The organism is Paraburkholderia sp. WS6 (assembly GCF_030464835.1).
Taxonomy (GTDB): Bacteria; Pseudomonadota; Gammaproteobacteria; order Burkholderiales; family Burkholderiaceae; genus Paraburkholderia; species Paraburkholderia madseniana.
Genome location: NZ_JALQCK010000038.1, coordinates 43,866 through 57,223 on the forward strand (window position 1 = coordinate 43,866; position 13,358 = coordinate 57,223).

Sequence of the window (13,358 nt, forward strand, 5' to 3'; positions counted from 1 at the left end):
AGTACTGAAAAAACCACGGGCGGGCATTTTTCAGTAAAATATAAAAAATTACTGAAAGATCCCATGCCGTCTTTTCCTCTCTACGAGCAGCAAGAGCAAGCCTACTGCTCCCAGTTCGCCAACATCGAACAGGCCGCGGCCACTCAGGACAAGGTCCTGATGGGCGCGCCCGGAACGGTTATCGAACATAAACGGGGCGAGGCTGTCTACTACGCCCGTCAGTACATGGGGCCGGAAGGCAAGAAGCAGGAGGAGAGCCTTGGCGGTCCAAAGGGCGATCCAGAGGTGGATAGCCGGGTAGAGGAGGTGCGGCAACGCATCGACCTGAGCAAGGATCTCATCTCGCGAATCCGCGACCTCGACAAGCTGGGTTTTCAACTGGCCGACAACAAAACCTACGCTACCGTCGGCGTTCTTTACAATTACGGCCTGTTCGAGGCCGGGGCTGTGCTGGTCGGCTCGCACGCTTACGCCGTGATTCTCAACTCGCTCGGCATCAAGGCCGTCTCATACGAGACCGAGGATATCGATATCGCGCGCCGGCATCAGCTCGCGCTCGTCAACCTTCCCGAAGGCGGACTGCTTGCGATGCTCAAGGAGACTGGAATTAACTTCGTGCCGGTCCCTGCCATGAAACGCGGCGAGGCGTCCACATCGTTTACAGAAGCAGGGAAGTCGCGCTTTCATGTCGACTTGCTGGTTCCCTCGCATGACGACTCGTTTCCCACCGTGCCTGTGGCCGAGCTCAATGCGCATGCCACGGGCTTGCCGTATCTGGCCTACCTGCTAGGCCGGTCCCAGACCGGAACGCTCGTGTCGCGGCATGGCGCGGTGCCCGTGCGCGTGCCTGACGCGGCCCGCTTTGCCATTCACAAACTACTCGTGTCGCGGCTGCGAACGAACACGCTCGTCAAGTCGCAAAAGGACGTGCGTCAGGCGTCGGTATTGCTGGCCATGCTCGGTGAACATCGCACTGGCGACATTGAAGACGCCTGCGCCGAACTTCCGCGATCGGCGCGCGCACTTGTGCGCCGCACCTTGCCTGAAGTCGAAGCGTTAATGCGCGACGCTCACGAAGCCGGGCTCGAAGAGCTTGCAACGAGCCTCTCGGGATGAGCGACATCCGCCGCATCTGATCCGCGAGATGCGTCTGTTCTCGGTGCTCGATGACAACATGCGCGATGCCGCCGTCGCATTGCGTCTTTTACCGGAAAACGGTACTATTTTACCGGTTTCCGGTATTTAATTTCAAATACCGATTTCCGGTAACAAAGTACCGAAAAAGGGTATTTGATGCTCGCGGACTTTCTTCTCACACCTAAACAGCAGCGCATTCTGGGCGCGTTTGTTCTGAACCCGGAACGCGCTTATTCGCTTTCTGAATTGTTCGAGTTGAGCGGCGGCGGCCGAAGCTCCACTCAGGACTTCGTCGCGAAATTGCTTGCAGGTGACGTGGTCCTTCAGCAGTCCGGCGGACGTGCGCTTTACCAGGCGAACACTCAGCATCCGCTTTACCCGGAGCTGCGACAAATCGCGGTCAAGAGCTTTGGCCTGAAGGAGCCGATCGAGCGCGCGCTGGCCATGATCAGCGACAAAATAAAGTACGCGTTCATCTTCGGCTCGATGGCCGCTGGAACGGCTGGGTCCGCTAGTGACATCGACGTCATGGTGATCGGCGACGCGCGTCTCGGCCGCGTGCAACGCGAACTCGACGTGGCAGGTGAGGCGCTTGGCAGGGAAATCCACGTGAGCGTGTACCCGGAGCATGAGTGGGAGCAAAAGCGCCGCTCGGATCCCGTGCTAGAGTCAATCGATCAAGGCCCGAAAATCATGCTCGATGTTTCCACTTCAACTGACTGAAAAGCTAACCGGCATGCTCAACGCCGCGTACGTCCGTAAGACGCCGTTCACCGCGGCGAACGCCGTGCAGTTTCGCCGCAACGCCGCGTCGTTTTTCCAGGCGGCAAAGGACGACAGACATTCGCACATCGTGCGCTATGCCAATGCCTATGAAGCGGTGCACGCGTTGGCGGTTGGATTTATTTACATCCATGGCCTGGCGCCAGGCGGCGGGGATGGCCACCGTATTAAGGTAATCGGAACCTTGCTCGATCACGTCAAACCGGACCTCGATCTCGACGACCGTTCGGAGATTGAATACGCCGCGCGGCAACGCAACGAGAAAATCTATGAATCGCCTGCGCCGCCGCCGTCGGTTAAGGCTGTCGAAGACCTGATCGCGAGTGTGGGCAACGTCAAGGCACTGATCAGGCAGCAATGGCCAAGCTGGTACGCGCTGAAAGCCGACAAGCCATAACTGATGCCGCGCTGCAGCATCATGCCGCCCAGTGCCCCGTTGCCCCTAACAACCCCCCATCTTTCCCTTGCCATTCTGTAAAATTCGCGCACGCGCGCTATAGGTGCCATCGCGGCACCTCGATGCGCGTGTTGTGAAGGCGGCGCCACGACCGCTACCTCCGTTAAAAGACAAGGAAGACAACAGCATGACCGACCTATCCGACCAAACCGTGGCCAGGACTTACGACGCACACGACACCCGCCGCCGCATCTTCGCGATCGTTGGCGCTTCATCGGGCAATCTAGTCGAGTGGTTCGACTTCTACGTGTACTCGTTCTGCGCGCTGTATTTCGCGCCGGCCTTCTTCCCGAGCGGCAACACCACCACGCAGTTGCTCAACACCGCCGGCGTCTTCGCCGCGGGCTTCCTGATGCGCCCGATCGGCGGCTGGTTCTTCGGCCGGCTCGCCGACAAGCACGGACGCAAGACCGCGATGATGGTGTCGGTGTTCATGATGTGCGGTGGCTCGCTCGTAATCGCCGTGTTGCCCACGTATGCGCAGATCGGCGCATTGGCGCCGGCGCTGCTGCTGGTCGCGCGCCTGTTCCAGGGCCTGTCGGTGGGCGGTGAGTACGGCACCAGCGCCACCTATATGAGTGAAGTCGCGCTCAAGGGCCGTCGCGGGTTCTTCGCGTCGTTCCAGTACGTCACGCTCATCGGCGGCCAGTTGTGCGCGCTGCTGGTGCTGGTGGTCCTGCAACAAACCCTCTCCACCGAAGAACTGAAAGCGTGGGGCTGGCGCGTGCCGTTCGTGATCGGTGCGTTGGCGGCGCTGGTCGCGCTGTATCTGCGTAAATCGCTCGAAGAAACGACCACGGCTGAAACGCGCCAACGCAAGGAAGCCGGCACGCTGCGCGGCTTGTGGCAGCACAAGGGTGCGTTCGCGACGGTGCTCGGCTTTACGGCCGGCGGCTCGCTGATTTTTTACACGTTCACGACGTACATGCAGAAGTACCTGGTCAACACGGCCGGTATGCACGCCAAGACGGCCAGCAACGTGATGACCGCGGCGCTGTTCGTCTACATGATCATGCAACCGGCGTTCGGCGCGTTGTCGGATCGCATCGGCCGCCGTCGTTCGATGCTGTTCTTCGGCTTCTTTGCGACCATCGGCACGGTGCCGCTGCTGCACGCGTTGAAAGACGTGACGAGCCCGTATGCGGCCTTCGGCCTTGTCGTCGTGGCACTGGCGATCGTCAGCTTCTATACGTCGATCAGCGGCCTGATCAAGGCTGAAATGTTCCCGCCGGAAGTGCGCGCGCTCGGCGTGGGTCTGTCGTATGCGGTGGCCAATGCGATCTTCGGCGGTTCGGCGGAATACGTCGCGCTGTGGCTGAAATCGGTGGGCAGCGAGTCCACGTTCTACTGGTATGTGACCGCGCTGTGCGCGATCGCAGGTCTCGTGTCGCTGCGCATGCGCGATCCTTCGAAAGAAGGCTATCTGCGTCACGAGCCTTGAGCTTGAAATTCAGCTTCAGCGATACGCTCGAACAGCGCGCATGAGCGCTCTTTGAGAACGGCGGCTCGGAACAACCCGGCCGCCGTTTTTTTATCCCGCCCGCAAGCACGGCGCGAAGCACACGCTCAAGCCACCACAATCTCCGTTCCCAGCGCATGAAGCAGGTCGCGCAGCGACTCGGCTTGCGCCATCTTCGCATCGCTGCGCAGATGAATCTGCACGGCGCGCCCTGCGATCCCATCGACGGGATGCGCAAGCCACAACTCCACGGCAAGCCCCAATCCTTCCGGCTGATTGACGACGACCGGCTCGATCACACGCGGCTTGAAACAGGCACTGTCGGACATGGCGATTAACCTCCGGGCTGATGACGCTTCGAGGCCCATCCTAATCAGTCGCGCGTGCAAGCCCAAGCGACAAATACACGTTTGCTAATGAGTGGATGCTTAGCAGAAAACGCGCTTATTACAGGAGCATTTCTTGGTTCGGAGCGCGCTGCGTCGCTGCTAATGTGACGCCGATGCGTGGCTATCGGTTGCACCTCGCGCTTGCGACAGATTTACGACGGATATCGCCAACACGCATCCGTTTCTGAAACATCGCACGCATATTGAACAAGCATCACGCACAAACCAAGAGATCCATAAAAATGAAATCGAAAATACTCGCTGCCTGGTTAATGACACTGACGGGACTCTCGCTGACGGTACCGGGGCTCGCCTATGCCGACCGTCTCGACGACATCAGGAAGACCGGCGTACTGCGCGTCGCGATCTTCGACAGCAATCCGCCGTTCGGTTACGTCGACGCAACCAGCAACCATATTGTCGGCCTCGACGTCGACTACGCGAAGGCGCTTGCCGACAAGCTCGGCGTGAAACTCGAACTGCAACCGACCAATCCGGCCAACCGCATTCCGTTCCTGACGTCGAAGAAAGTGGACCTGGTGCTCGCCAACTTCACGATCACCGACGAGCGCGCCAAACAGGTCGATTTCAGCATTCCGTATTTCTCGTCGGGCCAGCAGTTCCTGGCGAAGAAGGGCGTGCTGAAGTCGACGGATCAGATCAACAGCCTGCGAGTGGGTGCCGACAAGGGCACCACCAACGAGATCACGCTGCGCGAGAAATTCCCGCAAGCCACGATCGTCGCATACGACGACACGCCGTTCGCGTTCGCGGCTTTGCGAGCCGGCAACGTGCAGGCGATCACGCAAGATGGGCCGAAGCTGGTCGGCCTGCTCGCGAACGTGCCGGACAAGCAGAACTACGAGATTCCGGCGTTCACGATTTCGAACGACTACATGGGCGTCGGCATCCCGAAGGGCGAGACGCGCCTTGTCGGCTTCGTGAACGACACGCAGAAGGGACTGGAAGCCGACGGCTCGGCCGCGACAATCTACAACCGCTGGTTCGGTCCGCAAACGAAGACGCCGCTCGCGCGCATCTTCAAGATCGGCGACAAGACCTGATCGTCGTGTCGCTGTAGCACCCAGGCACCCAGCAATGAACGGGCACGTTGGCAACGTGCCCGTCGGCGTTTTCGAAAGAAGCAGGTTTCAGGAAGCAGGTTCAAAGATGCAAGCGTGGTTCGCTCCAAAGTATCTGATGTGGCTGTGGCAAGGCTTCGGTGTCACCGTCGGTCTCGCGTTGACGGTGGCGCTCGCGGCCACCGTATCCGGCTTCGCGCTGGCGATCGCCCGTCATGCGCGGTATGGCTGGCTGCGCCGCGCAACGGCCGCGTATGTGCTGGTGTTTCGCAACACGCCGTTGCTGGTGCAACTGTTCTTCTGGTACTTCGGCGCGGCCACGCTGATGCCTGACGCGGTGATGCAATGGCTGAACACGCCGCATGGCGTGCACCTCGGCGAGTACGCGCTGCGCTGGCCGTCGTTCGAGTTTGTCGCCGGGTGGCTCGGGCTTACGTGCTACACGGCGGCTTTCATCGCTGAGGAGTTCCAGGCGGGTTTGCGCGGCGTGCCGGTTGGTCAGCATGCCGCGGCCGCGGCTCTTGGTCTTACGCCATTGCAGGCGTTCCGCTACATCGTTTTGCCGCAAGCCGTGCGCATTTCGCTGCCGCCGCTCTTCGGCCAATACATGAACCTCGTGAAAAATTCATCGCTGACCATGGCGATCGGTCTTGCCGAACTGTCGTACGCGTCGCGTCAGGTCGAGACGGAGAGCTTTAAAACGTTCGAAGCGTTCGGTGTGGCCACCGTGTTGTATATCGTCGCTATCGCGTTGATCGAAGCCGTCTCGCATACGGTGGCGCATGCGCGTGACCGTTCATTCGCGAGGCGCTGAGCATGACGTGGACACTGTTTGCTCATAACCTGCCGTATCTGCTGGTCGGCGCATTTCCGCAGGGACCGCTCGGCGGCGCGGCGCTCACGCTGGTGCTGGCATTGTGTTCGGCGCTTGCGTCGGCCGTGTTCGGCCTTGCAGGTGGCATTGCATTGGCGTTGGCGGGGCGCATCGCCCGTGTGCCATTGCTGCTCGTGATCGGATTCTTCCGCGCGATTCCGGTGCTGATGCTGATTTTCTGGACGTATTTCCTGTTGCCGATGGTCTTCCATGTCGATGTGCCCGGACTCGCAACGGTCGTCTGCGCGCTCTCGCTGATCGGTGGTGCGTACCTCGCGCACTCGGTGCACGCGGGCATTCGTGCGGTCGGCGACGGCCAGTGGCAAGCCGGGCTGTCGCTCGGTCTCACGCGGATGCAAACACTGCGCTATGTGTCGCTGCCGCAGGCGATGCGCATCATGGCGCCTTCGTTCGTGAATCAATGGGTGTCGCTGGTGAAGGACACCTCGCTTGCGTATATCGTCGGCGTCGGCGAGTTGTCGTTCGTCGCGACGCAGGTCAGCAATCGGCTGATGGTCTATCCCGCGCAGATCTTTTTGTTCGTCGGCTTCATCTATCTGGTGTTGTGCACGGCGCTTGACCGCATCGCCACTTATGCATTGACGCGGCGCAAGCGCATCGTGCGGCCACGCGCACCGGCCGCCACCCAGGCGTTGTCTGGCGACTAAGCGGCTAGCCGTAAAGCCTTATAACCGCAGCGATGTTGTCCGGCGATTGGGCCGATAGAACACGCTGCGGCGAAGGAACGGACAGCCGCTTCCAGCTACGGCAGCGTCAGACCAGTTCGGATTGATCGGTCACGAGGTCCGTGACGAGCTCCGTCACAGCGGCGGCTGGTTCGGTGACGACAGCCGGTGCTGCCGCGACCACCGCAGCCACCGTTGCGCGCTGCCGTACGCTCACAGCCGCACGCGAGAGCATGAGCAGGTGGTAATAGAGCCGCGTGCTGAAGCCATAGTTGTAGGCGAAGAGATGCGTGAACGCGATCTTCAACCCGGGCATGACCTGGCGATTGTTCGCATGAACCGAGACGACGATCGGCGCGAGACGGCGCAACGCCAGCTTGCGTGACGGTTCCAGTTGCGGCGGCAGTTTCAGCGCCTTGACGAACGCATACGCACTGACGGTCGCGGCAACCGTCGTGCCGCGCGTGCTATGCGAGATCGACGTCGCGGTCTTCCGATACACCGACACGTATTCGTGCAGATAAAACACCTCGCGCGCCGCGAGACAGAGTTCGGTGCCGAACACGAAATCGCAGCACATGCCGTGCTGGTCGCTGTAGCCGATCCGTTTGACAAGGTCCGCGTTCGCCATCCAGCCGTTGTTCGGGAACATCTGGATCAGGCCGGTTCTGCCCGGCAAAGCTTGCAAGCCTTCAGCGTCCCGAGTGCGTCGAAACGCGGTGTTCAGGCGTGCACTGCCTTCGAAGTCGACGGCGCCGGTGTGATCGGCCTCGTACTGATCGGCGAAGGCCACTTCGAGCTGCGGATGAAGCTTCCACAGCGACACCAGCTTTTCGACGCCGTCGGTGGTGAGCAGGTCGTCGTCGTGAATCAGCAGGATCTTGTCGCCGCGTGCGCGCGCGAACAGACTCGCAACGTTGCGAGCCTGGCCGAGTGCCGGCTGGTTCTTCGCATAGCGCACGCGTGGCTCGTTCGCGTAGCGTTGCGCGATCAACTGCTGGGTGCGTGCGTCCTTTGAATCGTCGCCGATCACAATCTCCAGATTGCCATACGTCTGCGCGAGGCACGAATCGATGCACTCGACGATCAACTCAGGCCGATTGTAGGTGGGCAGGCAAATGGAAACCTTGGGAGAGGTGCGGGACGTAGGAGTGGAGAAGGTGAACACAGGCGTCTCCGTTCTTATCTGTTAAGGGGCGGCAGCCGGTTCGCTTTGCGCACACATTGCTGCATGCAGCAAAATAGTCCATTGCGGGAAAAAAATAATCCGTAATAAATCGGAAGAAATGTCCGCGCTGTGAAAGGGGTTCGAAGGGGAAAATTTGTGCGGCTTTGATGCCAAAACGCATCAAAGCCGCTTGGGCTAGCGGTTGGGTCAGCGGTTAATAAATCAACTCACTGACGGTTCGCCTTCGTCGGGTTTTTTCCGGAACGGTCTGCCGGCGGCTGATCGCGCCCTTCGTCGTGGCATTCGGGCAGCTTGCCCGACTAACACCCACACTTACAAACAACACCTTGACCGCGCCCCATATTCAGCGCACCGTGGAGAAGGAAAACACCACGGGAGCGTGAAATGTCCCTCAACTTCCCGAACCCAAGCCGCAGCTATGACGCCTTCCGTCATTGTGTCAATTTCTGGGGCTATGACAATGCGCGCGAAATCGCCTTCACTGTCAACAATTCGGTCATTTCGAATCTGAGCCCGAGCGCAGGCTCCGACGAGCCGGCAGTGCTGGCAGCCTTCGACCGTCATCGCGAGCAAATCCTCACGCTCGCTCGCGGTCTGTATGTCGGCGGTCCGCAAAACCGCTACACGATTTCTTGATACAGCGAGCGCGGCGCGGTAGGTCCAACCGGACCTGCCGTGCGCCGCCTTGTTCCACAGCCGAAGCAGCGCGGCGCCTACCGGCGTATCGCCTTGCTTTGTCGCGGGAGTTCCAGCATGGATGATGACCAGGTCAACCTAGAAGAAATTGCCGACAGCAAACGGCGGCGCGAAGCAGCACGCCTCGCCGAAAGCGAAAAAACGGCCGCACCGGCGGCAAACGAGCCGCAGCAGGGGCAGGGCAATGAAGCCGCGCCCAAGCAATGGGTCAAGCACGTGACGAAGTGGCTGGGTGCGAAACGCACGCTGATGCAAACGCGCCGACCCCTGATGCTCAAAAAGAAACCCGTCGCTCTGTAGGCATTCGGAACGAAAATAACCGGCGTCAAGCCGGTTTTTCTGTTTGTGCCGTGCCCGTTGAAGCTCACGGCAGCAGCGAAGCGGGCGCTTTACCCGATTCCGCGCGTCCGGCGCGCGGTTCATAATCACCGCTGCAGCGGAACGCGTGCTTGCGCCGTTTCCGCAGATCAATGCGTAGCCGCGCCGCTGGCGCGTCCGGAACCCAGCAAGGAGCCACCGATGCTCAAGGGTGACCCCAAAGCGAATCACCTGTTGGCGGTGTTGCCCGAAATGGAGTGGGCGCGCATCGAGTCGCATCTGGTTGAAGTCGATTTGCCGTTAGGTCAGGTGATCTACGAATCCGGCGGTCAACTCGAACACGTCTTTTTCCCCACCACGTCGATTATTTCGTTGCTCTATGTGATGGAAGACGGCGCCTCGGCAGAGATCGCCATCGTGGGACATGAAGGCATCGTCGGCGTGTCGCTGTTCATGGGCGGTGAGACTACGCCGAGCCGTGCGCTCGTGCAAAGCGCGGGCCGCGCCTGGCGCTTGAATGCCCGCATGCTGAAAGACGAATTCAATCGCGGGGGGCCCATGCAGCGCCTTCTGTTGCGCTACACGCAGGCACTCATTACCCAGATGGCGCAGACCGCGGTATGCAACCGCCATCATTCGATCGATCAACAATTGTGCCGCTGGCTACTGCTCAGCATCGACCGCCTGCCGTCGAACGAGTTGCGCATGACTCAGGAGCTCATTGCCAATATGCTCGGCGTGCGCCGCTCTGGTGTTACTGCGGCGGCGCTCAAACTGCAGAACGCCGGCTTGATCCGCTATAGCCACGGCCATATCACCGTGCTGGACCGGCCCGGTCTGGAGGCCCACGTGTGTGAATGCTACGCGGTGGTCAAACGCGAATTCGACCGGCTGTTACCGGCATTGCAGGCGATCTAGCGAACGCCCCCTGGCGAAGTGAGGGCGAGCACTGCTTGCTGATCCGGCTCGCCGTCCAGCGCGCTAGCGTGTCGTTGTCCTTGCTGTGGACGCCGCGTCCGGTGAAGCCTTGCGTTCGATTTCCTCGAATACGTCCATTAACCTGCCGATACGTTGGACACTGCCAACCGGTAGACGTCCTTCAGGCGGCGACAAGGCGAGAATCCGGCGTCGCCAATAGGGCAGGCCCAACGGCGGAGCAGGCACGAGAAAGGGAATAATCTGTTCGAGATGGGCGAGCTCGCTCTCAAATGGGTAGTTCGACATAGTTTTTCCGTACGTGCTGTGAGTGCCTTCACTTAGCCTGCGCGCACCGCGAGATTGTGTCTGCACGCTAGCGTACAAGATGCGAAGTCGCGCTTTCTACGCCGACAAATTCCAGCTGATAAACGCACGGATGCCGCTCGATGGCTGTCAGCGAGGCGTCACACTCGCCCAGCCGCCATTCAAGCGGCCGTTTCGCGTGTCGGGCCGCCAGTGAGCGAAACGATGAAGTCGAAGAATGCCCGCACCTTGGCCGGCGGATGATGCCGCGAAGGATAGAGCGCATACAGCGGATAAACCTCGTCGCTCCAGTCGGGAAACAGTTCGACCAGTTTGCCACTGGCGAGCAACGACTCGGCGCCGAAGGCGAGAATCTGCGCGACGCCCTGACCGGCAGCGCATACGCTATGCAAGGTGCCGACGTCGTTCACGGTCAGGCGGCCTTGCGGCGTAATCGTCGTCTTCTTGCGTCCGCGATGAAACTCCCAACTGAACGGGTAACCCGTTAGCGGATCACGAAACTTGATGCATGCGTGCTTGCCGCTTTCGAGTTCGGCCGGGCTTGCCGGATGACCGTGTTTCTTCAGATACGAGGGCGCGGCGACGGTCAGAACCCGTGTGTCGAGCAGCTTGCGCGCAATGAGCGACGAAACCGGCGGGTCGCCGAAACGGATCGCAAGATCGAAACCGTCGGCCACCATATCGCCTAACTGGTCTCGTGTGATCAACTCGAGATGCAGATCGGCATGCTTGTCGACGAAGCCGCCGAGCCTCGGCCCCAGCACGAGACGCGAAAAGAACGGGTCCATGTTCACACGCAAACGTCCACGAACCGCCGTGGCGCCCTGCGCTGCCGAAGCCGCTGCTTCTTCGAGTCCGCCGAGCAGCGGCACGATCTGTTCGTAGAAACGCCGGCCTTCGTCAGTCAGCGTAACCGAGCGGGTGGTGCGGTCGAATAGCCGGATGCCGAGGCGTGCTTCGAGCCGTGCAACCGAACGGCTGACGCCGGATTGCGACATGTCGAGTGCTTCGCCTGCCGCCGCAAAACTGCCGCAGTCGACAATTGCCGTCAGCACGCCCATACCGTTCAGCATGCGCTCGTCAAATGGCATGTGATATTCCCTTGTTATGCATTAATGCATGACATGCTATCGCGAAACACAGTTTGAATTCATGCGAGGACGCCGGGAAATGCCACCTGTCCCAGCTAATCAATGACACCGCATCATGAGTGGAATGACAGCCGCGCTATCGCGTCAGGCACTCGTTTGGCACTAATCTGCACGGGTTCGCCTGCTGCACGATGGAACGCGGTTCTCACCATGCGTCAGGCATATATGACTGATCAACGGAGCGCGCCATCATGTCGCGAGTTTTTATTCGAGCGAAGCGTGCGAGGGATTGTCCGGCATCCGTTTGCCGGACTGAGGGTAGCGGCGGCAGTGCGCTGAGTCGGCCTCGGTCAGGTCCGACTCAGCGTAGCCAGGGCCCGGCGCGTACGCGAATCCGCCACGCCGGCAGTCAGCGCCCCGCGCCCTGGGTCGCCTGGCCACGCACGTTGCGTGTGACGGGCGCTTCGTCGAGATGGCGAAACACCCATGCGGACACCAGCGTGATGACGCCCACGCACACGAAGCTCAGGCGGAACCCGAGCGCCGCCGATCCCCATTGCGCGGAGAACAGATTCACCAGCCCGCCGCCGATCGAGACACCCAAGCCGATCGCCAGCATCTGCACCATCGAAAAGAGGCTGTTGCCGCTGCCGGCATCTTCATGCGAGAGGCCTTTGAGCGTGACGCTGTTCATCGCCGCGAATTGCATGGAGTTGGCGCCGCCGAACACCGCCAGAATCACGATCTCGACGATGAGCGGCGTACCACGCGTAATCAATGCGAACGCAACGATCGCCGACCCCACGATTATCGTGTTGACGAGCAGGAACGTGTCATAGCCGTAGCGGCGCACGAGCGGCGCAATCCAGCGTTTGGTGAGGGTGCCGGCAAGTGCGGCAGGCAGCATCATCAGGCCGGAATGCAGCGGTGTGTAGCCGAGTTGCAATTGCAGCAGCAACGGCACGAGAAACGGTACGGCGCTCGAGCCGATGCGGCACACCAGGTTGCCGATCAGACCCACGCTGAAATTCGGTTCGCTAAAGAGCGAGAGTTTGAAGAGTGGATTATTGCGGCGCTTTGCGTGCGGAATGTAGGCGAGCGCGCTGACTACCGCGAGCGCGAAGAGACCCGCCGACCATGCCGCGCGATACGTCTCGACCGGCACCTCGACGGCCAGCGAAAACGCGATCATGCACAGCGACAGCAGCCCACAACCAACGAAGTCGAACGGCGGCGCCTGGGTTTCGCCATGCGCCGGCAAAAACCGCTGCACCGCGTAGAGCCCCAACGCACCGATCGGCACATTGATCAGAAAGATCCAGTGCCACGTGATGGCCTCAACGAACCAGCCGCCGAGTGTCGGGCCGGCGATCGGCCCCAACTGGCCGGCAATCGAAATGAACGCGAGCGCCGACACGTATTGCTCGCTCGAGACGCTCCGCAGGACGGCGAGCCGGCCGATCGGCAGCAGCATCGAGCCACCCAGGCCTTGCAGGACCCGCGCCATCACCAGTTGACCGAGCGTATGCGCGCTCGCGCAGCAGATCGATCCGAGCACGAATATCAGAATCGCCACGAAATAGACGCGCCGCGTGCCGAAGCGGTCGGCGAGCCAGCCCGACGCAGGGGTGAGCATCGCCATGGTCAGCGTGTAGGCAACCACGATCGGCTGCATCGCGAGGGGTGCGACGTGCAGGCTGTTCGCAATCGACGGCAACGCGGTGTTGACGATCGTCGTGTCGAGCGACTGCATGAAAAAGCCGGCGGCGACGATCCAGAGTAGCGCGGTCTGGGCGGAATCCTTGTTCATGTTCAATTGAGCTGCGGGGGCGGCGGGGCGGACGGACCGGCGGGCCGAGCTCGGAGCGATCGTTGGGGGATTCCGTCATCATATTGACATCGTCGTCGATCGGGAACCCCACTAGGGTTGTTGACTGTTATCGACTTTGCCGATG

At 60.7% G+C, this 13,358-nt stretch carries 15 protein-coding genes; 10 read left to right on the forward strand and 5 right to left on the reverse strand.

Annotated features, from left to right (window positions below; all coding sequences use genetic code 11):
• Nucleotides 1-63 precede the first annotated feature (63 nt).
• The 4 genes from M0D64_RS33490 to M0D64_RS33505 all read left to right on the forward strand — a co-directional run bounded on the left by M0D64_RS33490 (nucleotide 64) and on the right by M0D64_RS33505 (nucleotide 3,818).
• Entirely contained in the window at nucleotides 64-1,116 is a 1,053-nt protein-coding gene (locus M0D64_RS33490) for a GSU2403 family nucleotidyltransferase fold protein (RefSeq protein ID WP_266260959.1), read from the forward strand.
• Between the two features lie 276 nt (nucleotides 1,117-1,392).
• The gene (locus tag M0D64_RS33495) at nucleotides 1,393-1,860 is read left to right on the forward strand and encodes a nucleotidyltransferase domain-containing protein (RefSeq protein ID WP_266260960.1); all 468 of its coding nucleotides are present in this window, start codon (nucleotides 1,393-1,395) and stop codon (nucleotides 1,858-1,860) included.
• Nucleotides 1,838-2,317 carry a hypothetical protein gene (locus M0D64_RS33500; RefSeq protein ID WP_266260961.1) on the forward strand — a complete coding sequence of 160 codons (480 nt, stop codon included), beginning with the start codon at nucleotides 1,838-1,840 and terminating at the stop codon, nucleotides 2,315-2,317. Before M0D64_RS33495 ends, M0D64_RS33500 begins: the two co-directional genes overlap by 23 nt.
• Before the next feature lie 187 nt (nucleotides 2,318-2,504).
• A complete protein-coding gene (locus M0D64_RS33505; protein WP_266260962.1) occupies nucleotides 2,505-3,818 on the forward strand; it encodes an MFS family transporter in 1,314 nt (437 codons plus the stop codon).
• A 125-nt stretch (nucleotides 3,819-3,943) separates the two neighbouring features.
• On the opposite strand, the gene M0D64_RS33510 is transcribed toward M0D64_RS33505, so the two are convergent.
• Complete coding sequence (locus tag M0D64_RS33510) at nucleotides 3,944-4,165, reverse strand: hypothetical protein (protein WP_054039606.1); 222 nt, start codon at nucleotides 4,163-4,165, stop codon at nucleotides 3,944-3,946.
• Between the two features lie 302 nt (nucleotides 4,166-4,467).
• On the opposite strand from M0D64_RS33510, the gene M0D64_RS33515 reads away from it, so the two are divergent.
• From M0D64_RS33515 to M0D64_RS33525, 3 genes are all read left to right on the forward strand, one after another.
• Nucleotides 4,468-5,289: an ABC transporter substrate-binding protein gene (locus tag M0D64_RS33515; protein ID WP_266260963.1), complete on the forward strand. Its 822-nt coding sequence runs from the start codon at nucleotides 4,468-4,470 to the stop codon at nucleotides 5,287-5,289.
• 106 nt (nucleotides 5,290-5,395) lie between these two features.
• On the forward strand, nucleotides 5,396-6,121 hold the full coding sequence (locus M0D64_RS33520) for an amino acid ABC transporter permease (RefSeq protein WP_266260964.1): 726 nt from the start codon (nucleotides 5,396-5,398) through the stop codon (nucleotides 6,119-6,121).
• A gap of 2 nt (nucleotides 6,122-6,123) precedes the next feature.
• On the forward strand, nucleotides 6,124-6,849 hold the full coding sequence (locus M0D64_RS33525) for an amino acid ABC transporter permease (RefSeq protein WP_266260965.1): 726 nt from the start codon (nucleotides 6,124-6,126) through the stop codon (nucleotides 6,847-6,849).
• A 106-nt stretch (nucleotides 6,850-6,955) separates the two neighbouring features.
• On the opposite strand, the gene M0D64_RS33530 is transcribed toward M0D64_RS33525, so the two are convergent.
• Nucleotides 6,956-8,035 carry a glycosyltransferase family 2 protein gene (locus tag M0D64_RS33530; RefSeq protein WP_266260966.1) on the reverse strand — a complete coding sequence of 360 codons (1,080 nt, stop codon included), beginning with the start codon at nucleotides 8,033-8,035 and terminating at the stop codon, nucleotides 6,956-6,958.
• A gap of 405 nt (nucleotides 8,036-8,440) precedes the next feature.
• On the opposite strand from M0D64_RS33530, the gene M0D64_RS33535 reads away from it, so the two are divergent.
• The 3 genes from M0D64_RS33535 to M0D64_RS33545 all read left to right on the forward strand — a co-directional run bounded on the left by M0D64_RS33535 (nucleotide 8,441) and on the right by M0D64_RS33545 (nucleotide 9,988).
• Nucleotides 8,441-8,692 (forward strand): DUF1488 domain-containing protein, encoded by a 252-nt coding sequence (locus M0D64_RS33535; protein WP_093644935.1) that lies wholly within the window; start codon nucleotides 8,441-8,443, stop codon nucleotides 8,690-8,692.
• Between the two features lie 117 nt (nucleotides 8,693-8,809).
• Nucleotides 8,810-9,052 carry a hypothetical protein gene (locus tag M0D64_RS33540; protein ID WP_171927565.1) on the forward strand — a complete coding sequence of 81 codons (243 nt, stop codon included), beginning with the start codon at nucleotides 8,810-8,812 and terminating at the stop codon, nucleotides 9,050-9,052.
• A 219-nt stretch (nucleotides 9,053-9,271) separates the two neighbouring features.
• A complete protein-coding gene (locus tag M0D64_RS33545; RefSeq protein WP_266260967.1) occupies nucleotides 9,272-9,988 on the forward strand; it encodes a Crp/Fnr family transcriptional regulator in 717 nt (238 codons plus the stop codon).
• A gap of 63 nt (nucleotides 9,989-10,051) precedes the next feature.
• Here M0D64_RS33545 and M0D64_RS33550 read toward each other — a convergent pair whose 3' ends face one another.
• From M0D64_RS33550 to M0D64_RS33560, 3 genes are all read right to left on the reverse strand, one after another.
• Nucleotides 10,052-10,294, reverse strand: a complete 243-nt coding sequence (locus tag M0D64_RS33550; RefSeq protein WP_266240625.1) for a hypothetical protein — start codon at nucleotides 10,292-10,294, stop codon at nucleotides 10,052-10,054.
• A 179-nt stretch (nucleotides 10,295-10,473) separates the two neighbouring features.
• The gene (locus M0D64_RS33555) at nucleotides 10,474-11,403 is read right to left on the reverse strand and encodes a LysR family transcriptional regulator (RefSeq protein ID WP_266260968.1); all 930 of its coding nucleotides are present in this window, start codon (nucleotides 11,401-11,403) and stop codon (nucleotides 10,474-10,476) included.
• A gap of 409 nt (nucleotides 11,404-11,812) precedes the next feature.
• A complete protein-coding gene (locus tag M0D64_RS33560; protein ID WP_266260969.1) occupies nucleotides 11,813-13,213 on the reverse strand; it encodes a DHA2 family efflux MFS transporter permease subunit in 1,401 nt (466 codons plus the stop codon).
• Nucleotides 13,214-13,358 lie beyond the last annotated feature (145 nt).